The sequence below is a fragment of the Bradyrhizobium ganzhouense genome (assembly GCF_049949285.1).
Taxonomy (GTDB): Bacteria; Pseudomonadota; Alphaproteobacteria; order Rhizobiales; family Xanthobacteraceae; genus Bradyrhizobium; species Bradyrhizobium ganzhouense.
In genome coordinates, this window is record NZ_CP181318.1 from 592,623 (window position 1) to 617,698 (window position 25,076).

Genomic DNA, 25,076 nt, shown 5'->3' on the forward strand with positions numbered 1-25,076 from the left:
GTCGGGAGAGCTAACCCACCTTCACTCGCCCTTGGGGATGCGGCATTGCATGATGCAATGCAGTCCGGTCTTCAAATACGAGACTTCGGTCTTGCCGTCGAAGGCGGACAGCGCCGACTTCAGCAACTCGGTGCCGAAGCCGGGCTCCGAGATCTTGTCGATGCTCGGTCCTTCGGTTTCGTCCCACGTGATGGCCAGGCGATCGTCGCTGACGTTCCATGACACCTGCAGTAATCCGCGCGGTGAGGAGAACGCGCCGTATTTACCGGCGTTGGTGGCGAGTTCGTGAAACATCAGTGACAGCGTCACCGCAAGCTTCGGCGGCAGGAACAGCCGGTCGCCATTGAGGGTGAAGCGGACATGGCCGTAAGGGCCGAGCTCGGAGATCAGGAGGTCGCGGATGTCGCAGCCGGCTTTGTCGATCCGCGAGATCAGATCGTCGGTCGCGGCCAGCGAGCGCAGCCGCGGGTCGATCCGGGCCCAGACTTGCGGCTGGTCGTGCAGCACCTGGTGCAGCACGGCGTGCACGGTCGACAGCTTGTTCTTCAGCCGGTGCTGGAGCTCGTCGACCAGGACCTTGCGATAGTCTTCTTCCTCGATCAGGCGCTTGGAGATCCGTCGCTGCTCCGCCAGCATCGTGCGATAGTGCTCGACGCCCCAGATCGTCAGCGCGGAGACGCCCCAATAGAGAGTCAGCAGCGCGAACCGCGCGCGATCGGCAAACGCATCGCCGAAATTCACGACGACGCCGAGCACGCCGCCGACCAGCGCCGTCACAACGCCGATCCGAAGGCCTCCGAAGGCGGCTGCAAAGAACACGGCCGGAAAATACGGCGTGAAGAAGACGTCGGGGCGCACATGCGCGAGCCCCCAGCGCGCCAGGGTCGCGACCAGCAGGCAGGCCACCGCGAACGCAATGCTCAGGCCGAGCGAAGGCGGTGCCACGCCCTGCCAGCCCTTGCGGAATTCGTCGATCAGCTTCCTCATGCGCGGCCCGGTTGCGACAGAAGTCCGGAAATCGAGAGACGGGCCATGATGTTACGCATCTCGCATGCGCAAGCAAAGCTCGCCTTGTCGGGAGCCGGCAGGAATAGTGATTGTTGCGGCGCCGATTGTCGTGGAGACGTCATTGATCGGTGTCCGCCATTTGGCTTCAAATCATTCGAAAACAGGGAGATTCCACGGGCAGGCTTGACGGCAAGGTTGCGGTGATCACGGGTGCGACGAGCGGTATCGGATTGCGTACTGCGGAAGTCTTCGTTGCCGAAGGTGCCAAAATTGTGATCGCGGGCCGCCGTCTACCGGAAGGCGAGCGCTGGCGACGCAGCTCGGCGCTTCCTGCGTTTTCCGCCAGACCACCATCGATGTTCAGATGTGGAGAGGCATGGTGGGCACGCTTCGCTTTGCTCACCCTACGAAACCGGGTTTCCGTCATTGCGAGGAGCGAAGCGACGAAGCAATCCAGAGTCTTTCCGCGGAAAGATTCTGGATTGCTTCGCTTCGCTCGCAATGACGGCTGTGGCGCTAAACCGCCTTCACCCGCACCTTCAACCCATCCTTCGGTTTCGGGATCGGCCACATCTGCCAGTCCGGCTTGTAGCCGGGCTCCAGCGACACCTCGATATTCTGCAGGAAGTGCCGGGCAAAACATTTCGCCTGCATGTAGGCGAAGTGCAGGCCCAGGCACATATGTGCGCCGCCGCCGAACGGCACCCAGGCGAAGCGGTGACGGTTGCGCTGGGCCTCGTCCGTGAAGCGCAGCGGATCGAACCGATCCGGCTCCGGCCAGATGTCTTTCATATGGTGCGTGTAGAGCGGATTGACGCCGACCGACGTGCCGGCGGGAATGTCGTAGTTCCTGAACGTGAAGTCGCGCACCGCGCGACGTGGCATCGACGGCACCGGCGGCTTGATCCGTAGCGCCTCCTTGAAGGCCATCTCCGTGAACGGCATCTTTTCGAGATCGTCGAAGCTGCTCGGCGCATCCGGGGCGAGCCCGAGCGCAAAAACTTCCGCGCGCAGCCTGCTCTGCCACTCCGGATTGGCGGCGAGCTCGCCGATGAAGGACGTCAGCGACGAGGTCAGCGTGTCGTGCGCCGCCATCATCAGGAAGCTCATGTGGTCGATGATGTCCTGCTCGGACAGCAGCGCGCCGTCTTCATGAGTGGCGCGGCAGAGTTGCGAGAACAGATCATCGCCGCCGTGATTGCCGCGGCGCAGCGGGATCTGCTCGCGGAAATAGGCGATGATGCGTTTGCGTCCGTTGACGCCGCGCGCCATCTGGGTGCCGGGGAAGGGGCGGCGGATCGGCGCGACGGCGGCCGCGACCATATCGACAAAGGCGCGGTTGATCTCATCGACCTCCGGCCCGATGTCGGCGCCCAGGAACGACGTCGCGGCGAGGTCGAGCGTGAGCTGTTTCATCGCGGGATAGAGCTGCATCACGCCTGGCCTCGCCCGCCATGTTTGCACCCGTGCCGCAATGCCCTTGTCGAGTTCGGCGAGATAGGATTTCATCGGCCCCGATTTGAAGGCGATCGACAGCGTCTTGCGGTGCAGTCGGTGCTCTTCGAAATCGAGCAGCATCAAGCCGCGCGGAAACAGCCGTCCCAGCACAGGGTTCCAGCCATGCTCGGACGAGAACTGCTTCTGTTGGTCGAACATCACGAGCTCGTTGGCCTCGGGCCCGAGCAGCACCACGCTGGTCTCGCCGAATACATGGGTGCGATAGACCGGGCCGTATCTCCGTCCGTTCGCCTCGATATGGCCCTTGGGGTCGGCTAGCACCTGGAGGGTCTTGCCTATGATCGGCCAGCCCTCATCTCCCGGAATGTGCTTCAACTGATTGCGCTTGGGCGGTGTAGGCCCAGCTTGCATCGACATGACGATTGCTCCGGTTGGCTGACCGACAGGAATCGCGCGACCGCGGCAACAATTCGGCCTGCGCCAGGCTGACCAGGTCAGCATAGCACGGGCCGGGATGTCTTGCTTGTGAACGTCGCTACAAGTGTGGCACCGAAGCCTATCGCTTCGCCGCTTCCTTCTGCAGATCCGGCGCGTTGACGGCGGGAATGGCGACGCGTCCGGGGCCGGTCACCTTCAGCGCCTCGGCGGCTTTCTCGTTCTGCATGATCTTGGCCATCACGGCCTGGCCCGCACGCTCGAAGATCGCGCGGTTCTCGATCACGAATTTTTGCGACCTGCGCAGGCCATCGATGTAGCCGTTGATCTCCGGCACGACATAGCGCGCGACCATGTCCCAGCTTCGGCGCGTCGCTTCCGGATTGGCCCAGTCGTGCACGAAGCCGATGACGGCGCCGACGCCGCCGGACACGTCCATCACGTTCTTGATGGTTTTGACGAGATCGTCGGGCGTGCCGATGGTGGAGGCCGCGCCCTCGACGAAGGCGGTCTTGTCCACGGCCTCGTCGGGCGAGGAGAACGCCTCGAGGCCCGGCCGCTGCAGCGTCCCGACATTATATTCGTTGTGCCAGCGCATCAGCCCGGCGCCGGCCTCTTTGCGGGCCTGCTCGCGGCTCTCGGCGATGTGGAAGCTCAGCAGCACGCGCCAGTCGGCGCGGTTGACCGTGGTGCCGTGCTTCTTGGCGGCATCCTCGGCGAACTGCCATTGCTGCTGCAGCGACATCAGCCCCTGCGTCGTCATCGAGCCCAGTGAGATGATGCCGATGCCGTATTTGCCCGCGAGCGTCATGCCCGACGGCGAGATCTGCGAGGCCACCACGAACGGCATTTCCTCCTGCAGCGGCAGGATCTGCAGCGCGGCGTCGTTCATGGTGAACCAGTCGGTCCTGGCGGTGACGCGCTCGCCGTTGAACAGGCGGCGGATCACGCCGATCGCCTCGTCCTGGCGGTCGCGCTGCGTCATCGGGTCGATGCCGAGCGTGTGCGCGTCCGACGCCAGCGCGCCGGGGCCGGAGCCGAAGATGGCGCGGCCGCCGGTCATGTGGTCGAGCTGCACCATGCGCTGGGCGACGTTGAAGGGATGGTGATAGGGCAGCGACACCACGCCGGTGCCGAGCCTGATCCGCTTGGTGCGCTCGCCGGCCGCGGCCAGAAACATCTCGGGCGAGGCGATCATCTCCCAGCCGGAGGAATGATGCTCGCCGCACCAGAACTCGTCATAGCCGAGGCTATCCAACTGCTCGACCAGGTCGAGATCGCGCCGGAACTGAAGCATCGGATGCTCCCCGATCGGGTGATGCGGGGCAAGGAAGGCTCCAAACTTCAGGCGCGCCATGGCGTTCTCTCCGGCTGTCATTTTCTGTTTGTTAGGTCAGTGGAGGCTACGTGCACGGAGGCACGAACGCAATCGCGCGATGTCCCGTGCAGCGGAATGCAGGCATGCGCGGATACGACGCGAGGCGCGATGCTTCGTCTCCCTCTCCCCGTTCTTACGGGGAGAGGTAAAAGAAACTACCGCGTCATCCTGTTCCACGCATCCAGGCCGGCGATCTTGTACGCCTCGGCCAGCGTCGGATAGTTGAACGTGTTCTGGATGAAATAGTCGATGGTGCCTTTGAGGTTCAGCACGGCCTGGCCGATATGGATCAGCTCGGTGGCGCCTTCGCCCAGAATATGCACGCCGAGCAGCCGGCGGGTCTTGGTCGAGAAGATCATCTTCATCATGCCGCTGTTCAGCCCCATGATGTGGCCGCGCGAGGTCTCGCGGAAACGCGCGATGCCGACCTCATAGGGAATGCCGCGCGTCCGCACCTCTTCTTCCGTCAGGCCCGCGGTCGAGATCTCCGGCACCGAATAGATGCCGTAGGGGAAGAATTCCGGCGGCGCCAGGGGCTCCATGCCGAGCGCGTGGCAGGCTGCGACGCGGCCCTGCTCCATCGAAGTCGAGGCGAGGCTCGGAAAGCCGATCACGTCGCCGGCCGCGTAGATGTGCGGCACGCTGGTCTGCAAGGTCACGGGATCGACCGAGATGCGGCCGCGATGGTCGACGACGATGCCGGCCGCCTCGAGATTGAGCCGGTCGGTGGCGCCGACGCGGCCCGCCGCGAACAGCAGCATTTCCGTGGTGACGTGGCGCCCGTCGGAGAGGTTCGTCACGATGGTGCCTTGCGCGGTCTTCTCGATCGACGTGACCTTGGAGCCGAGCCGCAGCGCGACGTTGCGGTCGCGCAATTCGTGCATGAACTCGTCGATCAATTCCTTGTCGATGAAATCGAGGAAGGTCGGCCGCGGCTCGATCAAGGTCACGGGCACATCGAGTGCGCTGAAAATGGTGGCGTATTCGACGCCGATCACGCCGGCGCCGATCACAGCTAGGCTGCGCGGCAGCTTTGGCAACTCGATGATCTCGTCGCTGTCGAGCACAGTCTGGCCGTCGAACGGCACATAGTCCGGGCGGAACGGGCGGGTGCCGCAAGCGATCAGGATGAAGGCGGCGGACACAACCTTGGTCTCGCCGATCGCGCTGGTGATCTCGACCTCGTGCGGCGAGACCAGGCGCGCTTCGCCATTGGCGGTGCGGACGAGGTTGCGGCTGAACTGATGCTCGAGCACCTCGACTTCGTGGTCGAGTGTCTTCTGCAGCCGCGTCATCAGATCGCTCGCGGCGATGTCCTGCTTCACCCGGTAGGAGCGGCCATAGAAGCCGCGTTCGCGCCAGCCGGAGAGATTGAGCACGGTCTCGCGCAGCGTCTTGGAGGGGATCGTGCCGGTATGGACCGAGACGCCGCCGACCCGCCGGCCCTTTTCCACCACCAGCACGGCCTTGCCGAGCTTGGCACATTGCACCGCGGCGCGGCGCCCCGACGGGCCCGAGCCGATCACCACCATGTCGTAGTCGTACATCGGATTTGCTTCCAAAGGATTTGCCTTCAAAGCCTTGCAAAATCAGCGGGAACCGACATGCAGCAATCGGGCCACAGCGGCAAGTCCTACCTCTGAGGTAATCGCGCCGGTGACGCCGATCTGCGAGCCTCGCGCGCAAATAAATCGACGAGGGTTCGCGCGAAAATGCATCAAACCGTCACAAAGCCTGTCGATTCAACCCGCCGCTGGTGGGTGCTGGCGATTGTCGTCGCCGCGCAGTTCATGTTCGGCGTCGACGCCTTCATCGTGAACGTCGCGATTCCCACGATCGCGGTCGACCTGCACGCGACACCGGCGCAGATCGAATCCGTCATTGCGATCTATCTGATCGCCTATGCGACGCTGGTCGTCACCGGCGGCCGCCTCGGCGACATCCATGGCACCAAGAACGTCTTTCTCGCCGGCGTGCTCGGCTTCACGGCGACCTCACTGTGGTGCGGGCTGGCGCAATCCGGTGCGGAGCTGATCATCGCGCGGCTGGCGCAGGGCGCGACCGCCGCGCTGATGGTGCCGCAGGTTCTGGCCACGCTGCATCTGCTGTTCACGGACGAGTCGCGCAGCCGGGCCTTCGGCATCTACGGCATCGTGCTCGGGCTTGCCGGCGCCGCAGGCTTTTTGCTCGGCGGGCTTTTGGTGACGATCGACCTTGCCCACACCGGCTGGCGCGCGGTGTTTTTCGTCAACGTGCCTTGCGGGCTCGTCATCGCTTTCGCCGCATGGCGCATCATGCCGTCGGTGCCGCGCCGGGCCGGCACCAGGCTCGACATCAAGGGCAGCGTGGTGCTGTTCGCAGGACTGTTGTGCCTGATCGGCCCGCTGCTGTTCGGTCACGATGCAGGCTGGGCGCCGTGGCTGTGGGCCGTGATGGCGATCGGCGGCGCGATCCTGTTCGCGTTTCTGAAGCTCGAGCACGTCGTTGCGCGCGCGGGCATGCCGCTGATCGATCTGACGCTGCTGGCGGACACAGCTTTCCTGCGCGGGCTCGGCGCGGCCTTCTTTTTCTTCGTCGCCAATCTCTCGTTCTATCTGGTGATGACGCTGTTCATGCAGCGCGGGTTGAGGATCCCGCCGCTCGCCGCCGGCCTCGCCTTCGTTCCGCTCGCGCTCGCTTTCGTCGTGGCCTCGCGCCACAGTGGCGCGCGAGCAAGACATCGCGGCACCAAGGTGTTGATCGAGGGCTGCGCGTTGCAGATCGCGGGCCTCGCCGCGCTCGCGCTTCTCGCAGGCTTGATCGAAGCGCCGAGTCCGATCGCGCTTGCGTTCATCATGCTCATCTTCGGATACGGCCAGGGCTTGGTGATGGCGCCGCTCTCCGGCGCGGTGCTCTCAACCGTGAAGCCCGTCGCAGCGGGCTCTGCGTCGGGCATGTACGGCACCATTGCGCAGATTGGAAATGCGGCCGGAGTGGCCGCAATCGGTGCGGTGTTCTTTGCGGTGCAAGCGTTGCAATCAGCGCGCGCAGGATTTCTTGCCTCGCTCGCGCTGTTTGCGGCGTTAATCATGATCTGCGCCGCATTCCTGACGTGGATGCGCCGCGCATCTGCACGAAGTTAAGGCACTGCGGTTAATACGTGCGGAAATCTGCTGGATTTTGCGCGGTTCCCGGCATGTTGACAGCACACGGCCTTTTCATTTTGCACTGCAGCAACTATCTGGTCTGGGTAAACGTTGAAAGACGCCCACCAGGAATTTGCCGTGTCGCTAGCCCGTAATGTCAATCTGTTGAGACATCTGCCAAGGATGGATGGTCTGCACTTGCCCGACTTTGGCGCGAGCGCCGATGCTTCCAGTCCGCTGGAGGAAGTCACAGGTTTCGGCGACAATCCCGGAGCCTTGCGCATGTTCGCGTTCGTGCCGGCGCAATTGCAGAAGCCGCGCGCGCTCGTCGTCGTGCTGCACGGCTGCGGCCAGACGGCTTCTAGCTATGATCTCGGTGCAGGCTGGTCGACGCTCGCGCGTCACTATGGCTTTGCGCTGGTGATGCCCGAGCAGCAGCGCATCAACAACGGCAACACCTGCTTCAACTGGTTCAATTCGGAAGACACCGCGCGGGATAGCGGCGAGGCGCGCTCGATCCGCGAGATGGTCGCGCATATGGTTCTGACGCACCGCATCGATCCCAGGCGGATCTTCATCACCGGCCTGTCCGCCGGTGGCGGCATGGCCTCGGTGATGCTCGCGACCTATCCAGAAGTCTTCGCGGCCGGTGCGATCATCGCAGGCCTTCCTTACGGCATCGCGTCGAATTTGCGCGAGGCGCTGGACGGCATGTTTCATTCCCCGACGCGGCCCGAGCGCGAGCTCGGCGATTTCGTGCGGCGGGCGTCCAATCATCGCGGGCCCTGGCCGAAGATTTCGGTGTGGCACGGCAGCGCCGACCGCACCGTCAATCCCGGCAATGCCAACGAGATCGTCAAGCAGTGGCTCGATCTGCACGATCTGCCGACGACGCCGATGGCCGAGACCAATGTCGACGGCTATCCGCGCCAGGCCTGGTGGAACAAGGACGGCGAGACGCTGGTCGAATCCTACGCCATCACCGGCATGGCCCACGGCACGCCGCTGGGGCTCGCCGACAACGATCAGCGCTACGGCATCGAAGGCGCGTTCCTGATCGAGGCCGGCATTTCGTCGTCCTATCATATCGCCAAGTTCTTCGGTCTGACCGGCTGGATTCCGGACGCGGCGAAGAAGAAGGCAGAGAAGCCCGCGCTAACCTCCGCCCCGCATCTCGCCCGCTCGATCCGCGCCGCGGTTGCGGAAGAGCAGGCCGAGTCGAAGCGCGAGCAATCCCGCGGCTTCGATCTCGGCCAGATCATCACGCGCGCGCTGACCGCCGCGGGATTGATGAAGTAAGTCAGACCGCGAGCGAAGCATATTCCGCTGTCGTCCCGGATCAGCGCTTCGCTCGAATCAACACTGCGCGTTGTCCAGAGCTACGCTTGTCCGGGACGACAGCGGAGCTTGTGGCGGCGCTATCGCGCGCCAGGCCTACATCTCGCCGGTGATGAACGGGTTGGTCATCCGCTCCTGGCCGATGCTCGAGCCGGCACCGTGGCCACAGATGAAGCCGACGTCGTCGCCGAGCGGCAACAGCTTTGTCATGATCGAGTTGATCAGCGTGGCGTGACTGCCGCCGGGCAGATCGGTGCGCCCGACCGAGCCCGCAAACAGCACGTCGCCGACATGAGCAAACCGCAAGTCCTTGTTGAAGAACACCACGCTGCCCGGCGAGTGGCCGGGGCAATGCAGGATGTCGAACGTCAGACCACCGATCGACACGGTATCGCCCTCGTCGAGCCAGCGGTCCGGCTCGAAATTGCGCACGCCCGTCATGCCAAAGCGCGCGCCGCTTTCCACGACGTTGTCGAGCAGATATTTGTCCGCGACATTCGGGCCCTCGATCGGCACCTTCAGCGCGTCGCGCAATTCGGCTGCACCGCCGACATGGTCGATATGGCCGTGGGTCAGCCAGATTTTCTCGACGGTGACACCGGTCTGCTTGATCGCCTCGAGGATTTTCGGCACGTCGCCGCCGGGGTCGATCACCACGGCCTTCTTGCCGGGTTCGTCCCAGATGATGGTGCAGTTCTGCTCGAACAGCGTCACGGGGACGATGATCGCGCCGGCTTTGGCTTGCGAGGACTCTTGGGTGTCATTTTGCTCGGTCATGGGCTCACAATGCCGATTTTTGCTGCGCGGCCAAGCAAAATAGTCGTGGTTGGCCTGCGGAACAACCGCGCCCGCCGTCACACGGTCGTCCCAATTCGCGCGGCTGTTTGAACCGGAGCGTTGCTTCCGCGTTCTCTCGCGCAAGGACAATTTCAAGGCACAGATTTCCGGGTGGGTTTTCCGACATGGCTCAGGGCGGCGAGAACTGGTGGCGCGACGGCATCTTCTATCAGATCTATCCACGCTCCTTTCAGGACAGCGACGGCGACGGCGTCGGTGATCTCGCCGGCATTTCGCGGCGGCTGCCTTATGTGAAATCGCTCGGCGTCGACGCGATCTGGCTGTCGCCGATCTTCCCCTCGCCAATGGCCGATTTCGGCTATGACATCTCCGACTATACCGGCATCGATCCCCTGTTCGGCACGATGGCGGATTTCGATGCGCTGCTCGCGGCCGCGCATGATGTCGGCCTCAAGCTGATCCTCGACCTCGTGCCGAACCACACCTCCGACCAGCATCCCTGGTTCGTCGAGAGCCGCTCCTCGCGCGACAATCCCAAACGCGACTGGTACATTTGGCGCGATCCGGCCCCCGATGGCGGCGTGCCAAACAATTGGTTGTCCGAATTCGGCGGCAGCGCGTGGCAAGTCGATGCGGAGACCGGTCAATATTACTACCACGCTTTCCTCGCCCAGCAGCCGGACCTGAACTGGCGCAATCCGGACGTCCGCGCCGCGATCTACGACGTGATGCGGTTCTGGCTGGAGAAAGGCGTCGACGGCTTTCGCGTCGACGTGATCTGGCACCTGATCAAGGATGCCGAGTTTCGCGACAACCCGCCCAACCCGCATTATGTCGAGGGCCGGCCGCCGAACGAAAAAATCCTGACGCAATATTCGACTGACCAGCCGGAGGTGTTTGACGTCATCGCCGAGATGCGCCGCGTCACAAATGCCTATGATGCGCGCGTGCTGATCGGCGAGGTCTATCTGCCGCTGCACCGTCTCATGGCCTATTACGGCAACGACCTTACCGGCGCGCAGATGCCGTTCAATTTCGCGCTGCTCTCGACCTTCTGGAGCGCGCGCTCGATCGAAAAGATCATCGACGACTACGAGAAGGCGCTGCCGAAGGGCGCGTGGCCGAACTGGGTGCTGGGCAATCACGATCGCCCGCGCGTCGCCAGTCGCGTCGGCCCCGAGCAGGCCCGCGTTGCCGCGATGCTGCTGCTCACTCTGCGTGGCACGCCGACGCTATATTACGGCGATGAGATCGGCATGCATCAGCTCGCCATTGCGCCGGAGGATGTCCGCGATCCCTTCGAGAAGAACGTCCCCGGCATCGGGGTGGGGCGCGACGGCTGCCGCACGCCGATGCAGTGGGATTCGTCCAACTTCTCCGGCTTCTCGGAAGCGAGGCCGTGGCTGCCGTTGCCCGAGGATCATATCCACGAAAACGTCGTCAATCTCGAGGCCGACACGCGCTCGATCCTGAGCCTGTACAAACGCCTGATCGCGTTGCGCAGGACCTGCCCGCCGCTGGTCGCCGGCGACTATCATCCGATCGCCACGCAAGGCGATCTCCTGATCTACCGCCGCGAGGCCGAGGGCAGGGCGCTCATCATCGTGCTCAATCTCGGCCCCGAGCCGATCGCGGTGACGACCAGCGCGATCAGGTTCGGCAGCGAGATCTTGCTGTCGACGTTTCTGGATCGCGAGAGCGAGCGGCTGGAAGGCGTGCTGGATCTGCGCGGGAATGAAGGCGTGGTGGTAGCGCCACCGTAAGATGAGGGTGAAGCGGTTGCGTCATGCTCCGCTGTCGTCCTGGACAAGCGAAGCGCAGATCAAGGACCCATTACCCCAGGGCGTAGTTTGGCGAAGGCTGGTGGTTATCAGCTCGTGCTATGACAACCCCTTGGGGTAATGGGTCCCGGCCTTCGCCGGGACGACAGCGAGCGCGGAATCGGCTAATCTCCCTCCAATGGACAGCCCCGCCCGCAACATCACCCTTGTTCCGCCGCCTGACCGCCGCCAGTCGGAAACAGCGCTCGCGATCGCGCGCGGCACCGCGCGGCTGTTGCGCTCGCTAGGGTTCACTTGCATCAGCGAATTGCCGCTGCCGTCAGGCCGGCGCGCTGATCTCGTGGCGCTGAACGAGCGCGGCGAGATCTGGATCGTCGAGATCAAATCGTCGGTGGAGGATCTGCGGGCCGATCAGAAATGGCACGAATACCGCGCCCATTGCGACCGGCTGTTCTTCGCCTTCACGCAGGATCTGCCGTGCGAGATTTTCCCCGAAGGCACCGGCCTGATCATCGCGGACGCCTATGGCGCGCACATGCATTGCGAGGCGCCCGAGCACAAGATCGCAGCCGCCACGCGCAAGCAGATAACGGTGCGGTTCGGAATGGCGGCAGCGTTGCGGATCAACCGCCTGGTCGATCCGCAAGGGCATGCGGATTTTTGGGAGTAGTAGCGAGCGGAACTGCCGACCCGTCATCCTGAGGTGCGAGGCTTGCGATGCGTTCGCATCGCAAGGGGAGCCTCGAAGGATGAACGGCCCCGATGCAGCCGGGCCGTCGTCCTTCGAGGCTCGCCGAAGAGGCGAGCACCTCCAGCGACAACCGTTTCGCGGTTGCGCGGGGGTGACGGGGAGAGAGTTGTGATTACCGGAGTTACCTTGGCGCGCGCTTGGCCAAAATCCGCTGCAGCGTACGGCGGTGCATGTTGAGCCTCCGCGCCGTCTCCGAGACGTTGCGGTTGCACATTTCGTAGATGCGCTGGATGTGCTCCCAGCGGACGCGATCGGCCGACATCGGGTTCGCCGGCAGCTCGGATTTGTCCGTGCCGGTCGAAAGAAGTGCGGCGACGACGTCGTCGGCATCCGCGGGCTTCGAGAGATAATCGATCGCACCCATCTTCACCGCGGTGACGGCGGTGGCGATGTTGCCATAGCCGGTCAGCACGATGGCGCGGGCTTCGGGGCGCTTCTTCTTCAGCGCGGAGACGACGTCGAGACCGTTGCCGTCACCGAGGCGAAGATCGACCACGGCGAACGCCGGCGCAGACTTGCCGATCTGGGCGAGACCATCCGAGACGGTGTCACATGATGTCACCGCGAAGCCGCGCGTTTCCATGGCGCGCGACAAACGCTCCAGAAACGGCTTGTCGTCCTCCACGATGAGCAGCGAGCGGTCGGTCTGTTCGTTCAATTCGGCGATGGCGTTCAAGGTTTTGTCCTCTCTCCAGCACATCTATATATGGCGTCGCAATCAGGCGGTGCCAAGGCCGCCAATAGTCGATCCGCCCTCACGTGCGACGCAAGGTCGCGCCCTATCCTATTGTTTCTTCAAAGGTCTCGATAGTCTCAAAACGCTCCTTCGGCCACGCGATCTGTACCACTGCACCGTGTTCCGGGAAGGTCCGATTGGTAAACGAGACCTTGGCGCCGGTGCGTTCGAGCAGCGTGCGGGCGATGAACACGCCGAGCCCCAGCCCGCCGCCGGCATCCTGGGTGCGCCGTCGCGACAAATAAGGCTCGCCGATCCGCTTCATGAGATCGGGTGGAATGCCCGGGCCGTCGTCGGAAATTACGATCTCGATCGTCTCATTGTTCCACCATGCGTTCACCTCCACCGTGGAGTTGGCGAAATCGACCGCGTTCTCGATGATGTTGCCGACGCCATAGAGCACCGCCGGATTGCGCGATCCGACCGGCTCGGCCACAGCCGCGATCGCAATCCGCACCTTGATGTCGACGCCGAAATCGCGATGCGGTGCCACCACCTCTTCGATCAGCTCCGACAGCTTCATGCGGTCGAACGGCGCGCCGGTGGAGGACAGCTGGGTGATTTTGCTCAAAATGTCGCGGCAACGTTGCGTCTGCTCGCGCAACGTCTTGAGGTCCGCCGCGAAGACCGGATCCGTCACGGTCTTTTCCAGTTCGCGCGAAATCAGGAAGATGGTCGCAAGCGGTGTGCCGAGCTCGTGGGCGGCGGCGGCGGCCAATCCGTCGAGCTGGGTCAGATGCTGTTCGCGCGTCAGCACCAGTTCGGTCGCGGCCAATGCGTCGGCGAGCTTGCGTGCCTCCTCGGTCACCTGGAACGAGTAGAGACTGGTGACGCCGATCGCGAGCACGATCGAAAGCCAGACGCCGAGCAGATAGATCGGCGGCAGCACCACGGGATCTTCGGCATCCCACGGCAGCGGGAAATGGAAGAAAAACAGGATCGAGGCGCAGGCCACGGCCAGCAGGCCGAGAGCGAAAGTCAGCCGCGCCGGCAGCGCGGTGGCTGAAATCAACACAGGTGCGAGAAACAGGAACGAGAACGGGTTCTGCAATCCGCCGGTGAAGAACAGCAGCCCGGCCAGTTCCACGATGTTCAATGCCAGTAGCCCGGCCGCGTGAAGCGGCTCCAGCCGCTGCATCGGGTTGGCCACGGTTTGCAGAGCCAGGTTGAGCGCCGCCGACAGGCCGATGATGCTGACACAGGGGACAATGGCGACGTCGAACTCGAGCCCCTGCGCCACGATGAAGATCGCGGCGAGCTGGCCCAGCACGGCGAGCCAGCGCAGCCGCAGGATGGTGTCCAGGCGGATGTGTCGTTGCGACGGGCGGAAGTCGGAGGCGGTGGTCTCGGTCATGACAGGCCAATCTAGCGGTGCGCGTGTCCTATCACAAACACGCTGGCCCACTGATTCCAACGAGTTACAAGCCTTGGACCTACAAGCCTCGGGGTTACAAGCCTTGGAGTTACAAGCCTTGCACTCCGCCGCGCAATGGCCGAAGAACGCCCCTAGCATGACTGAGAACTCCAGGGCTTCAAGTCGGCCGACTGTCGCGGACAGCACATTGTCCGTGGCCATCGAGGTCGATCGCCTGGTCAAGCTCTACAAGCAGACCCGCGCGGTGGATGGCATCTCCTTTACGCTTCCCCGCGGCAGCATCACCGGGCTTTTGGGCGGCAACGGCGCCGGCAAGACCACCACCATCGCGATGATCATGGGCCTGGTGCTGCCGACCTCCGGCCGTGTGCAGGTGCTTGGGCATCCGATGCCCGAGGAAAGCGCGGCCGTGCTCGGGCGGATGAACTTCGAAAGCCCCTATGTCGACATGCCGATGCGGCTCACGGTGCGGCAGAACCTCACCATTTTCGGCAAGCTCTATGCGGTCAAGAACCTCGCCGATCGCATCGCGAAGCTGGCCGAGGATCTCGATCTCAACGACTTCATCGACCGTGCCAACGGCAAGCTCTCGGCAGGGCAGAAGACCCGCGTCGCGCTGGCGAAGGCGCTGATCAACCAGCCGGAGCTGTTGCTGCTGGACGAGCCGACCGCCTCGCTCGACCCTGATACCGCCGACTGGGTGCGGGCGCATCTTGAGCGCTACCGGCGCGACAACAACGCCACGATCCTGCTGGCCTCGCACAACATGCTCGAGGTCGAGCGGCTCTGCGACCGGGTCATCATCATGAAGCGTGGCCGCGTCGAGGACGACGACACGCCCGACGCCATCATGGCCCGCTACAACCGCACCACGCTGGAGGAGGTGTTCCTGGACGTCGCGCGCGGGCGGACCAATGGTGCCAGAGAGGACGCGGCGCGATGAGCGAGCTTTCCCTCAACCGCGGCATCTCGGCGCAACGCATCGGCGCGATGATCCTGCGCTACTGGTATCTGTTGATGTCGTCCTGGCCGCGGCTGCTCGAGCTGCTGTACTGGCCGGCGCTGCAGATCATCACCTGGGGCTTTCTTCAGCTCTACATCGCCCAGAACGCCAATTTCTTCGCGCGCGCCGGCGGCACCCTGATCGGCGCTGTCATCCTTTGGGACATCCTGTTCCGCGGCCAGCTCGGCTTCTCCATCTCCTTCCTGGAGGAGATGTGGGCGCGCAATCTCGGCAACCTCATGATGAGCCCGCTGAAGCCGATCGAGTTTCTGCTGTCGCTGATGGCGATGAGCCTGATCCGGCTGGCGATCGGCGTCATCCCGATGACGCTGCTTGCGATTGCGTTCTTTCATTTCAATGTCTACAGCCTCGGCCTGCCGCTGATCGCCTTCTTCTGCAATCTGATCTTCACGAGCTGGTCGGTTGGCATTTTCGTCTCGGGCTTGGTGCTGCGGAACGGGCTCGGCGCCGAGAGCATCGTCTGGACCTTGATGTTCGCGATCATGCCGCTCGCCTGCATCTATTATCCGGTCAGTGTCTTGCCCGGCTGGCTGCAATATGTCGCCTGGTCGCTGCCGCCGACTTACGTGTTCGAGGGGATGCGCGCACTCCTGATCGAAAATACCTTCCGGACCGATCTGATGCTGGATGCGCTAGCCATCAACACAGTGCTTCTGATTGCTTCTTTTTGGGCATTCCTTGCCCTTTTGCGCAGCGCCAGAAAGCACGGCTCGCTGCTCGCGGGCGGCGAATAGCTTCACTTTCCCGTGGATTTCGGCTGGTTTAGCCCTTTCGGCTACGTACATGTACGGAAGCATGCATTGACGCAATATTACGCATTCGGCAGTATGCTGCGATGCGAAGAGGAATTTGATCATGCCGATTGGTGAGTTTGGCGGCGTACCGCTCCAGGCTAATGAAGGCAGCCCGGTCCTGACGACGCCGATGTACTGGATGTACGAGATGGCGCAGGCCTCTCTCAATCCGGCACGCGCCGTCACCGATGCGACCAAGCTGCTGTTCCAAAACCCGCTGAATCCCTGGGCGCGCACCGAAGTCGGCAAGTCAGTCGCTGCGGCCTGCGAACTGTTCGAGCGCACCACGCGCCGCTACGGCAAGCCGGAATGGGGCCTCAACGACACCGAGGTCAACGGCATCCGCGTCCCCGTCGAGGTCCGCTCGGTCTGGGAAAAGCCGTTCTGCAAGCTGCTCTACTTCGATCGCAAGTTCGCCCGTCCGCTGCGCAGCCCGCAGCCGCGCGTGCTGATCGTGGCGCCGATGTCCGGCCATTACGCGACGCTGCTGCGCGGCACGGTCGAGGCCTTCCTGCCGGCGCATGAGGTCTACATCACCGATTGGGCCGACGCCCGCATGGTGCCCTTGAGCGAAGGCCGCTTCGATCTCGACGACTACATCGACTACGTCATCGAGATGCTGCATGTGCTGGGCGGCAATACCCATGTGCTGGCGGTGTGCCAGCCCTCCGTGCCCGTCGTCGCTGCCGTCTCGATCATGGAAGCGCGCCGCGATCCTTTCGTACCGACCTCGATGACGCTGATGGGCGGCCCGATCGATACCCGCCGCAATCCGACCGCGGTGAACCAGCTCGCGCAGGAGCGCGGCATCGACTGGTTCCGCAACACCGTCATCACCAAGGTGCCGTTCCCGCATCCGGGCATGATGCGCGACGTTTATCCGGGCTTTTTGCAGCTCAACGGGTTCATCAGCATGAACCTCGACCGCCACATGGACGCTCACAAGCGCCTGTTCGCCAATCTGGTGAAGGGCGATGGCGACCTCGTCGACAAGCATCGCGACTTCTATGACGAATATCTCGCAGTCATGGACCTCTCGGCCGAGTATTATCTGCAGACGGTCGACACCGTGTTCGTGAAGCATTCGCTGCCGAAGGGCGAGATGATGCATCGTGGAACCCGCGTCGATCCTTCCAAGGTGACGCGCGTTGCGTTGATGACGGTCGAAGGCGAGAACGACGACATCTCAGGTCTCGGTCAGACCGAAGCAACGCACACATTGTGTAGTGCGATCCCCGATCATCGCCGCGTTCATTACGTCCAGAAGGGCGTTGGACATTACGGCGTGTTCAACGGCTCGCGCTTCAAGTCGGAAATCGTGCCGCGCATCCATGATTTCATGGTCTCGGCTGCGAATCCGAGCTCGTTGCAGGCGCTTGCAGCTGAATAGAAAACGTTTTCAAGCGAAGTGGGTACCGGTTCGCGTAAAGAAAACGCGTCAAAACTAGAATCTGGAGGCATATCCGTTCCGATTTCATCGGAACGGGTGTGCCTCTAGACGAATTTCGGCTTTCCCGTCAGAAAGTCAGGCCCTGCCGAAGGCCCCGGGAGGGCTTGGTTCCCGCCAGATTCGAGGTATTTAGGTAGTCTTATAGGAGTGAGTCATCCCTCACCCCTTGGGGGTGCCACATGCGTCCGGTGGGGGCGAAAAAAGCGGGTTCCAACCCCAGTCTGTAGGGTCTCCCGGACGCCAGACCCCTGTATATTGGGCAAATGATTTGTTTTTGCGCCGAGCGCTTTCCCTGGCGGCGGTTATGGCAGAATCCGGGCGAACTCTTGCTCCCTGGACTGACAGACATGGCCACACGCGCGCTCCTCTATCGGCGGCCCCACGAACCGAAGACCCTCGTCATCACCCATGGATCGCAATTCTTTGCGATTCGGCTGCGCAGGCACCGTCGAGCGCGCCGTTACACGCTCAGAATTCATCCCAGCGACCGCGAGGCGATCCTCACGATCCCGCCGCGGGGCACGCTCGCCGAAGCCAAGGATTTTGCGCAGCGTCACGGTGCGTGGATCGCGGCTCGTCTTGGTCGTCTGCCGAAGGCCGCGCCGTTCCAGCCCGGCACAGTGATACCGCTGCGCGGTGTGTCCCACCGCATCGTGCATCGCGCCGGCGCGCGCGGCACGGTGTGGACCGAGACGCGCGACAGCGGTGAACGCATTCTCTGCGTCGCCGGCGGCCTCGAGCATGTCGATCGCCGTGTCAGCGACTTCCTCAAGCGTGAGGCGCGCCACGATCTGCAGCGTTCGGCGCAGACCCATGCCGCCGAGCTCGGCGTCAAGGTGAAGCGGCTCTCGATCCGCGATCAGTCCAGCCGCTGGGGCTCCTGCACCTCGGCCGGCTCGCTGTCGTTCTCCTGGCGCCTGATCCTCGCGCCGCCCTACGTGCTCGACTACCTCGCCGCGCATGAGGTCGCCCATCTCGTCGAGATGAACCACTCGGCCCGCTTCTGGCGCGTCTGCGGCAAGATCTGTCCGTCGATGGAGCGCGCCAAGAAGTGGCTCGATACGTACGGGAATGATCTGCACCGCTACGGGGTCGAGGATTAACCCAGCAAAAGCTGTCATCGCCCGCGAAGGCGGGCGATCCAGTATTCCAGAGGCCGTTGTTGTCGAACCGAGAGGCCGCGGCGTACTGGATTGCCCGCTTTCGCGGGCAATGACGACGGAGAGAGCGCGCCTTGCGCCACGTGGCCGATTTGCTCCGCCGCATCAACGCCTTCAACCAATCCACCACGCATCATGCCGGACCACGCCGCCTACTGTGCATGGGGTTGTTTTCGCGTTTTTGTCGTGAGGCCACGACGACGTCCGGCCGAAGCTTACCGATTTCCGCCAAACAGCCGGTCCATCAGCCAGCCATCAAGCCCCGCGGCAGCCTCCGGCCGCGCATTGGCGCGCGTCGGCGGTGGAGCGCGATAGCCGCCATTGCTGACCGGCGCCGGTGCGGGGCCAAGACCAGCTCCTGGCGCCGCCGCCTGTGTCGGCGGCGACACCTGCGATGAGATCTGTACAAGGTTCGCCGGCCCCCAATTGCTTTGCAGGTTCGGCAGGGCCGCCACCTGCACGCCCTCGTGCGCGGTGCGCATGAAGCGGGTCCAGACTTCCACCGGCAGGCCGCCGCCGGTCGCCTTCTTGGTCGGCGAGTTGTCGTCATTGCCGAGCCAGACGCCGGTGACGAGGTTCGACGTGTAGCCGATGAACCAGGCGTCGCGGTAATCCTGGCTGGTGCCGGTCTTGCCGGCCGCCTGCCAGCCGGGGATCTCGGCCTTCTTGGCGGTGCCGGAGATCAGCGTCTCCCGCATCATCGTGTTCATCATGCCGACATAGCGCGGCTCGATCACCTGGTTATGCTCATCGGCCGGCCGCATGTAGAGCAGCTTGCCGTCGAGCGTCCGGATCCGCGTCACCACATGCGGCGTGGCCGCGAAGCCGCCATTGGCGAACGGCGCATAGGCGCCGACCATCTCGACCACAGAGACTTCCGAGGTGCCGAGCGCGATCGAGGCGTTGGGCTCGAGCTTGGAGGAGATGCCGAGCCGGTGCGCCGTGCGCACCACGTTCTTCGGCCCGACCTCGAGGCCGAGGCGGATGGCAACGGTGTTGAGCGACATCGCCAGCGCCTGCGTCAGCGTCACCGCGCCGAAATATTCATGGGTGTAGTTCTCGGGCTTCCAGCCCTTGACCTCGATCGGCGCGTCCTGGCGGACGGTGTCAGGCGTCAGGCCCTGCTCCATCGCGGTCAGATAGACGAACGGCTTGAACGAGGAGCCCGGCTGGCGTTTTGCAGTGACCGCGCGGTTGTACTGGCTGTCGGAGTAGTTCCGGCCGCCGACCATGGCGCGCACCGCGCCGTCGGGCGTCATCGCCACCAGCGCGCCCTGGCTGACATTGAACTTCACGCTCTTGGCCGCGAGCTCGTCGATGACGGCGGTCTCAGCCACGGCCTGGAGCTTTGGATCGATCGTGGTCTCGACCTTGATGCTGTCGTCGATCTGGCCGACGAGGTCGTCCAGCACCTCGCCGATCCAGTCGGCGACGTAGTTCACGGTGCCGGCGCCGACCGGCTTCACATTGTAGGAGGGGTGGCCGATCGAAGCCTGGGCCTGCGCGTCTGTAATGAACTTGGCATCCGCCATCGCCGCGAGCACGATTTGCGCGCGCTGCTCGGCTCCTTCCGGATTGCGGTTCGGCGCAAGCCGCGAGGGCGATTTGACCAGGCCGGCCAGCATCGCGGCCTCGGCGATCGTCACGCTCCTGGCCGGCTTGCCGAAATATTTTTGCGCGGCGGCCTCGACGCCATAGGCGCCGGAGCCGAAATAGACGCGGTTGAGATAGAGCTCCAGAATCTCGTTCTTGGAATGCTTGCGCTCGAGCCAGATCGCGAGCTCCGCCTCCTGGAGCTTGCGCGCCATGGTGCGTTCCTGGGTCAGGAACAGGTTTTTCGCGAGCTGCTGCGTCAGCGTCGAGCCGCCCTGCGACACGCCGCGATGAAGCACGTTGGTCACGAGCGCACGCAGGATACCGACGGGATCGATGCCGAAATGCGAATAGAAGCGGCGGTCTTCGATCGCGATGAACGCCTTCGGTAGATACGGCGGCAGGTCCTTCAGCGACACGTTGGCGCCGGCCATTTCGCCGCGCTGCGCCAGCAGGCTGCCGTCCATGCCGACGATCTGGATCGTCGGCGGTCGCTTGGGAATTTCCAGCGACTGGATCGGCGGCAGATGGGCGCCAACCCAGATCACGACGCCGATCACGGCGATCACACCCCACAGGCTCAGCACGGCGCCCCAATAGAAGAGGCGGCCGAGGCCGGCGCTGAAGGATGATTTCGACCGGCGCTTGCTGCCGCCGCTCTTGGCCTGCGCCTTGCGCTCGCGCGGCGGCTCGTCGTCGGATGGTTCGGCTTTGCGCTTGCTGGCGGATTTTTTCGGTTTGTCGTCGCCGCCGCCGGGAATGCGATCGGCCGCGGTCAGGCGCAGATCGGCGAGCGCCGCGGGCAAGCCGAACAACGGCTCCTTCCGCCCACCCTTTTTCTTTCCCGACCCCATACGCAAACGCCCGGTCACCCCGCCCCGCCGCACGCTAGCGGTCGGGGTTTAAGGCCCGGTTACCCCGCCCTTAACGTCTGATTAGGAGGTGGGGCATTCCCAGGCTGCAGTTCCGCTCCTTCCACGGCAGAGCTAGGATCGCGGCCATCAAGAAGAGGGAACCCCACGCATGGGCCACATCGATCCGACCAAGGAGATCTTCGCGCAATTCCGGGAGAACGACCGTCCCGGCCCGATCCACATGCTCAACCTGGTGCGCCTGCGCAAAGAGGCGGCGTATCCCGATGGACGGAAAGCTTCCGGCGCGGAAGCCTATGCGGCCTATGGTCGCGAAAGCGGCCCGGTCTTCGAGCGCCTCGGCGGTCGCATCGTCTGGCAAGGCAGGTTCGAGCTGATGCTGATCGGCCCGCAGGACGAGCGCTGGGACCACTGCTTCATCGCCGAATACTCAAGCGTCGCCGCCTTCGTCGAGATGATCCGCGACCCCGTCTATCGCGAAGCGGTGAAGCACCGCCAGGCCGCGGTAGAGGATTCGCGCCTGATCCGGCACGCGGTGCTGCCGGTGGGGAAGAATTTTGGGGAGATACCGAAATAGGTCTCTCCAAATCGGCGATCTCTCTCCGTCATCCTGAGGTGCGAGTTCTTGCGAGCCTCGAAGGATGCACGGCCACGAGCCGGGCCGTCGCCCTTCGAGGGCCGCTGAAGAAGCGGCCACCTCAGGGTGACGGTGATGGATGGATGAAGCAAAAAAAAATCGGCGGCCATCAGGCCGCCGATCGCATTTGAGAATTCAGACGACCACTAACCCGCCGGACCTGCGTCCTCCAGGATCGGGCCGAACAGCTCCCAGCGCTCGCCGTTGAACTTCATCATCTGAAGCTGCTTGTTGACGCGGTAGTCGGTCGCCGAGGTGGTGGCCTTGATGCCGGGCAGTGCGGTGTCGGTCGCAAAGCCGTTCAGTGAAGTGGCCTGCTTCATGACGTTCTCGCGCGTCAGGTTGTCGCCGCACTGCTGCAGCACATGGACCAGCAGCTGCGCGGTGCTGTAGCCGTAGGTGTTGAAATTCGAGTCCTTGTCGCCGTCCGGATAGTACTTGGCCATGAAGTCGAAATACTTCTTCAGGCCCGCGTCGTCCTTCCAGGTCGGATCCAGCGGCTCCTTGCCGTAGTTCACGCTGATCAGGCCCTTGGCGGCATCGAGGCCGGCGGGCTTCAGCACCGCGCCGACCGAGGTGGCGTTGATGTCGACGATCTGGGTCGGATGCCAGCCCATCTCGGCGATTTTCTTGATCGCCTGCGCAGCCTGCTTCGGCGTCGTCGCGCTGTAGAACAGATCGGCGCCGGCATCCTTGATCTTGAGGATCTGCGAATCGACGGTCGGATCGGACACCTCGTAGGACGCTTCAGTTACGATCATCTTGGCGGCCTTGTCGCCGAGGCCGGCCTTGAGGCCGTTCAGATAGTCCTTGCCGAGGTCGTCGTTCTGATAGAGCACGCCGATCTTGGCGTCAGGATGCTCCTTCAGAATGTACTGGCCGTAGATGCGGCCTTCGACGAAGTAGTTCGGGTTGAAGCCCATGGTCCACGGGAAGTTCTTCGGATCAGTGAACCGCGAGGCGCCGGTCGCTGCGAACAGCTGCGGCACCTTCTTGGAATTGAGATATTTTTGCACGGCTGCGTTCACGGGCGTGCCGATGATCTGGAAGGTCAGCAGCACCTCGTCGCTCTCGACGAGCTTGCGGATCTGCTCCACGGCTTTCGGCGGCGAATAGGCATCGTCATACTGGATCAGGTTGATCTTGCGCCCATTGATGCCGCCCTGGTCGTTGATCATCTTGAAATAGGCGGCCTGGGTCTTGCCGATCGACGAATAGGCCGACGCCGGTCCCGAAAACGGCATGGTCTGTCCGACCTTGATCTCGGTGTCACTGGCGCCCGGATCGTATTTCTTCTGGGCATTGGCCGCAGAGATCGACAGCGCCAGGGTCAGCGCCGTTGCCGTGGCCAGATGCAGAATTCCATTCCTCATTCGCAATTTCCTCAGCTTGTTTATTTGCGGATGGTCTGCCGGGCGCACTGTGCGTCCGGCGCCATCGCTGAGGGCGAGTGTGGCGGAGTGGTTGCTGCAACGCAAGGTGGGGAGGTGCTGGCCGTTCGTAGGGTGGGTTACATAGCCCACCCTACGCAACGACTAGCCAGCCGGGCCTGAGTCCTCGATGATCGGTCCGAACAGCTCCCAGCGCTCGCCGTTGAACTTCATCATCTGCATCTGCTTGTTGACGCGGTAGTCGTTCGGCCCGGTGTTGATCTTGATGCCGGGCAGCGCAAAGCTCGGGGTGAAGTCCTTGATGTTGGCGACCTGCTTCATCACGTTCTCACGCGACAGGTCGTCGCCGCATTGCTTCAACACCTGCGTCAGCAACTCCGCCACCGAATAGGCGTAGGTGTTGACGGTGTTGAGCTTGTCCCCTTCCGGGAAATACTTGTCCATGAAGGCGAAGAAGGCTTTCACGCCGGGATCGTCCTTCCACTGGGGATCGCCCGGCTCCTTGCCGTATTGGGTCGAGATGATGCCCTTGGAGATGTCGAGGCCGGCCGGCTTCAATGTGGCCGAGATCGGACTCGCATTGATGTCGAGGATGTGCACCGGCGTCCAGCCGAGCTCGGCCACCTTCTTGATTGCCTGAGCCGCGAATTTCGGTGTCGAGGCATCGTAGAAAAGATCGGCACCCATCGACTTCAGCTTGACCACCTGTGAATCCACCGTCGGATCGGTGACCTCGTAGGAGACCTCGCCGACGATCATGCTGGCGGCCTTGTCGCCGAGGCCGCTCTTGAGGCCTGCGAGATAGTCGCGGCCCATGTCGTCGTTCTGGTAGAGCACGCCGATCTTGGCGTTCGGATGCTCCTTGAGAATGTACTTGGCGTAGATGCGTCCCTCGGAGATGTAGTTGGGATTGTAGGCGATAGTCCAAGGGTAGTTCTGCGGATCGTTGAAGCGCGCAGCGCCTGTCGAGGCGAGAAGCTGCGGGACTTTCTTGCCGTTGAGATATTTCTGCACGGCTGCATTGGCGGCCGTGCCGATGATCTGGAAGGTGAACAGCACTTCGTCGCCTTCGACGAGCTTGCGGACCTGCTCGACGGTCTTCGGCGGCGAATAGGCGTCGTCATACTGGATCAGGTTGATCTTGCGGCCGTTGATGCCGCCCTGGTCGTTGATCATCTTGAAATAGGCGGCCTGCGTCTTGCCGATATTGGCGTAGACCGAATAGGGGCCGGAGAACGGCACGGTCTGGCCGATCTTGATTTCGGTGTCGCTCGCGCCGGTGTCGTATTTCTTCTGGGCGAGAGCTTGACTGGCGGAGAACGCGAAGGCGAGCGCCGCCGTGGCAGCTAGATAGGCTCTGCGAGTCTTCATGTTGTTTGTTCCTCCTGGCGGAATTTTCCGGCCGACGGTCTTTTCCCGTTGGTTGCAACGGTCGCCATCGCTGCCGAAGAGTGTGGAGGAAGGGCAGGCGCGGCGCAAGGATCGCGGTGCCGCGCCAGAGCGTCTCAGGCTAAGGTCTTAGGCCAAGAGTTCAGGCCAGGAACAATGCAGCCAGTGCGATTGCGGCCGGCAGCGCCTGCACGATCAGGATGCGCGTGCTGACGGTCGCCGCGCCATAGGCGCCGGCCACGATCACGCAGAGCAGAAAGAACACCTTGATCTGGAACGCGAAGGCCGGGTTGCCGTGGACGAGACCCCAGACCAGGCCTGCGGCGAGGAAGCCGTTGTAGAGCCCCTGATTGGCCGCGAGCACTTTCGTGATCTCGGCTTTCTCGGGCGTATTGCGGAAAGTCTTCAAGCCAAGCGGCCTGTCCCAGAGGAACATCTCGAGGATCAGGAAATAGGCGTGCAGTGCGGCGACCAGCGCCAGCAGGATATTGGCGATTAGAATCAAGTTGAGCTCCCCCAAAAGCGTCAGCTTTCGGGTGGACGCTAGCATGGCCGGCATGGCAAGTGCGAACGTGTTTCGATG

General features: G+C 63.2%; 20 protein-coding genes and 1 pseudogene. 10 read left to right on the top strand and 11 right to left on the bottom strand.

Features of this window, described 5'->3' with window-relative positions; translation table 11 throughout:
* Window positions 1–21: 21 nt before the first annotated feature.
* Window positions 22–987 carry a sensor histidine kinase gene (locus ACLFLU_RS02805; RefSeq protein WP_426410841.1) on the bottom strand — a complete coding sequence of 322 codons (966 nt, stop codon included), beginning with the start codon at window positions 985–987 and terminating at the stop codon, window positions 22–24.
* Between the two features lie 173 nt (window positions 988–1,160).
* On the opposite strand from ACLFLU_RS02805, the pseudogene ACLFLU_RS02810 reads away from it, so the two are divergent.
* A pseudogene (locus tag ACLFLU_RS02810) lies at window positions 1,161–1,372 on the top strand (SDR family NAD(P)-dependent oxidoreductase); the annotation flags it as partial.
* Window positions 1,373–1,524: 152 nt separating this feature from the next.
* Here ACLFLU_RS02810 and ACLFLU_RS02815 read toward each other — a convergent pair.
* The 3 genes from ACLFLU_RS02815 to sthA form a co-directional block, all read right to left on the bottom strand.
* Entirely contained in the window at window positions 1,525–2,883 is a 1,359-nt protein-coding gene (locus ACLFLU_RS02815; RefSeq protein WP_426410842.1) for a cytochrome P450, read from the bottom strand.
* Window positions 2,884–3,022: 139 nt separating this feature from the next.
* The gene (locus ACLFLU_RS02820; protein ID WP_426410843.1) at window positions 3,023–4,258 is read right to left on the bottom strand and encodes an LLM class flavin-dependent oxidoreductase; all 1,236 of its coding nucleotides are present in this window, start codon (window positions 4,256–4,258) and stop codon (window positions 3,023–3,025) included.
* Window positions 4,259–4,434: 176 nt separating this feature from the next.
* Window positions 4,435–5,826: a Si-specific NAD(P)(+) transhydrogenase gene (gene sthA / locus ACLFLU_RS02825; protein ID WP_426410844.1), complete on the bottom strand. Its 1,392-nt coding sequence runs from the start codon at window positions 5,824–5,826 to the stop codon at window positions 4,435–4,437.
* Window positions 5,827–5,991: 165 nt separating this feature from the next.
* Between sthA and ACLFLU_RS02830 the strand changes: the two genes are divergently transcribed.
* Together ACLFLU_RS02830 and ACLFLU_RS02835 are read left to right on the top strand one after the other, a co-directional pair.
* The gene (locus ACLFLU_RS02830) at window positions 5,992–7,401 is read left to right on the top strand and encodes an MFS transporter (protein ID WP_426410845.1); all 1,410 of its coding nucleotides are present in this window, start codon (window positions 5,992–5,994) and stop codon (window positions 7,399–7,401) included.
* Between the two features lie 141 nt (window positions 7,402–7,542).
* Window positions 7,543–8,703 carry an extracellular catalytic domain type 1 short-chain-length polyhydroxyalkanoate depolymerase gene (locus tag ACLFLU_RS02835; RefSeq protein ID WP_426410846.1) on the top strand — a complete coding sequence of 387 codons (1,161 nt, stop codon included), beginning with the start codon at window positions 7,543–7,545 and terminating at the stop codon, window positions 8,701–8,703.
* Between the two features lie 135 nt (window positions 8,704–8,838).
* Here the strand turns inward: ACLFLU_RS02835 and ACLFLU_RS02840 are convergent, their stop codons facing one another.
* Window positions 8,839–9,519: an MBL fold metallo-hydrolase gene (locus ACLFLU_RS02840; protein WP_426410847.1), complete on the bottom strand. Its 681-nt coding sequence runs from the start codon at window positions 9,517–9,519 to the stop codon at window positions 8,839–8,841.
* A gap of 185 nt (window positions 9,520–9,704) precedes the next feature.
* Between ACLFLU_RS02840 and ACLFLU_RS02845 the strand changes: the two genes are divergently transcribed.
* Window positions 9,705–11,303, top strand: a complete 1,599-nt coding sequence (locus ACLFLU_RS02845) for an alpha-amylase family glycosyl hydrolase (RefSeq protein WP_426410848.1) — start codon at window positions 9,705–9,707, stop codon at window positions 11,301–11,303.
* 196 nt (window positions 11,304–11,499) lie between these two features.
* Complete coding sequence (locus ACLFLU_RS02850; protein WP_426410849.1) at window positions 11,500–11,991, top strand: MmcB family DNA repair protein; 492 nt, start codon at window positions 11,500–11,502, stop codon at window positions 11,989–11,991.
* A 202-nt stretch (window positions 11,992–12,193) separates the two neighbouring features.
* On the opposite strand, the gene ACLFLU_RS02855 is transcribed toward ACLFLU_RS02850, so the two are convergent.
* Together ACLFLU_RS02855 and ACLFLU_RS02860 are read right to left on the bottom strand one after the other, a co-directional pair.
* Complete coding sequence (locus ACLFLU_RS02855; RefSeq protein ID WP_426410850.1) at window positions 12,194–12,748, bottom strand: ActR/PrrA/RegA family redox response regulator transcription factor; 555 nt, start codon at window positions 12,746–12,748, stop codon at window positions 12,194–12,196.
* A gap of 103 nt (window positions 12,749–12,851) precedes the next feature.
* Window positions 12,852–14,162, bottom strand: coding sequence for an ActS/PrrB/RegB family redox-sensitive histidine kinase (locus ACLFLU_RS02860; protein WP_426410851.1), 1,311 nt, complete (start codon window positions 14,160–14,162; stop codon window positions 12,852–12,854).
* Between the two features lie 157 nt (window positions 14,163–14,319).
* On the opposite strand from ACLFLU_RS02860, the gene ACLFLU_RS02865 reads away from it, so the two are divergent.
* From ACLFLU_RS02865 to ACLFLU_RS02880, 4 genes are all read left to right on the top strand, one after another.
* The gene (locus ACLFLU_RS02865) at window positions 14,320–15,126 is read left to right on the top strand and encodes an ABC transporter ATP-binding protein (RefSeq protein WP_426410852.1); all 807 of its coding nucleotides are present in this window, start codon (window positions 14,320–14,322) and stop codon (window positions 15,124–15,126) included.
* Window positions 15,123–15,941: an ABC transporter permease gene (locus tag ACLFLU_RS02870; RefSeq protein WP_426410853.1), complete on the top strand. Its 819-nt coding sequence runs from the start codon at window positions 15,123–15,125 to the stop codon at window positions 15,939–15,941. The genes ACLFLU_RS02865 and ACLFLU_RS02870 overlap by 4 nt, the downstream gene beginning before the upstream one ends.
* A gap of 121 nt (window positions 15,942–16,062) precedes the next feature.
* Window positions 16,063–17,391, top strand: coding sequence for a polyhydroxyalkanoate depolymerase (locus tag ACLFLU_RS02875; RefSeq protein ID WP_426410854.1), 1,329 nt, complete (start codon window positions 16,063–16,065; stop codon window positions 17,389–17,391).
* 323 nt (window positions 17,392–17,714) lie between these two features.
* Window positions 17,715–18,554 (top strand): M48 family metallopeptidase, encoded by an 840-nt coding sequence (locus tag ACLFLU_RS02880; RefSeq protein ID WP_426410855.1) that lies wholly within the window; start codon window positions 17,715–17,717, stop codon window positions 18,552–18,554.
* Window positions 18,555–18,826: 272 nt separating this feature from the next.
* Here the strand turns inward: ACLFLU_RS02880 and ACLFLU_RS02885 are convergent, their stop codons facing one another.
* Window positions 18,827–21,058 carry a transglycosylase domain-containing protein gene (locus ACLFLU_RS02885; protein WP_426410856.1) on the bottom strand — a complete coding sequence of 744 codons (2,232 nt, stop codon included), beginning with the start codon at window positions 21,056–21,058 and terminating at the stop codon, window positions 18,827–18,829.
* A gap of 169 nt (window positions 21,059–21,227) precedes the next feature.
* On the opposite strand from ACLFLU_RS02885, the gene ACLFLU_RS02890 reads away from it, so the two are divergent.
* A complete protein-coding gene (locus ACLFLU_RS02890) occupies window positions 21,228–21,653 on the top strand; it encodes a DUF1330 domain-containing protein (RefSeq protein WP_426410857.1) in 426 nt (141 codons plus the stop codon).
* A gap of 206 nt (window positions 21,654–21,859) precedes the next feature.
* Here ACLFLU_RS02890 and ACLFLU_RS02895 read toward each other — a convergent pair whose 3' ends face one another.
* The 3 genes from ACLFLU_RS02895 to ACLFLU_RS02905 form a co-directional block, all read right to left on the bottom strand.
* Window positions 21,860–23,086 (bottom strand): ABC transporter substrate-binding protein, encoded by a 1,227-nt coding sequence (locus tag ACLFLU_RS02895; protein WP_426410858.1) that lies wholly within the window; start codon window positions 23,084–23,086, stop codon window positions 21,860–21,862.
* Between the two features lie 162 nt (window positions 23,087–23,248).
* Complete coding sequence (locus tag ACLFLU_RS02900; RefSeq protein WP_426410859.1) at window positions 23,249–24,475, bottom strand: ABC transporter substrate-binding protein; 1,227 nt, start codon at window positions 24,473–24,475, stop codon at window positions 23,249–23,251.
* A gap of 160 nt (window positions 24,476–24,635) precedes the next feature.
* Entirely contained in the window at window positions 24,636–25,043 is a 408-nt protein-coding gene (locus ACLFLU_RS02905; protein ID WP_426410860.1) for a DUF1304 domain-containing protein, read from the bottom strand.
* Window positions 25,044–25,076 lie beyond the last annotated feature (33 nt).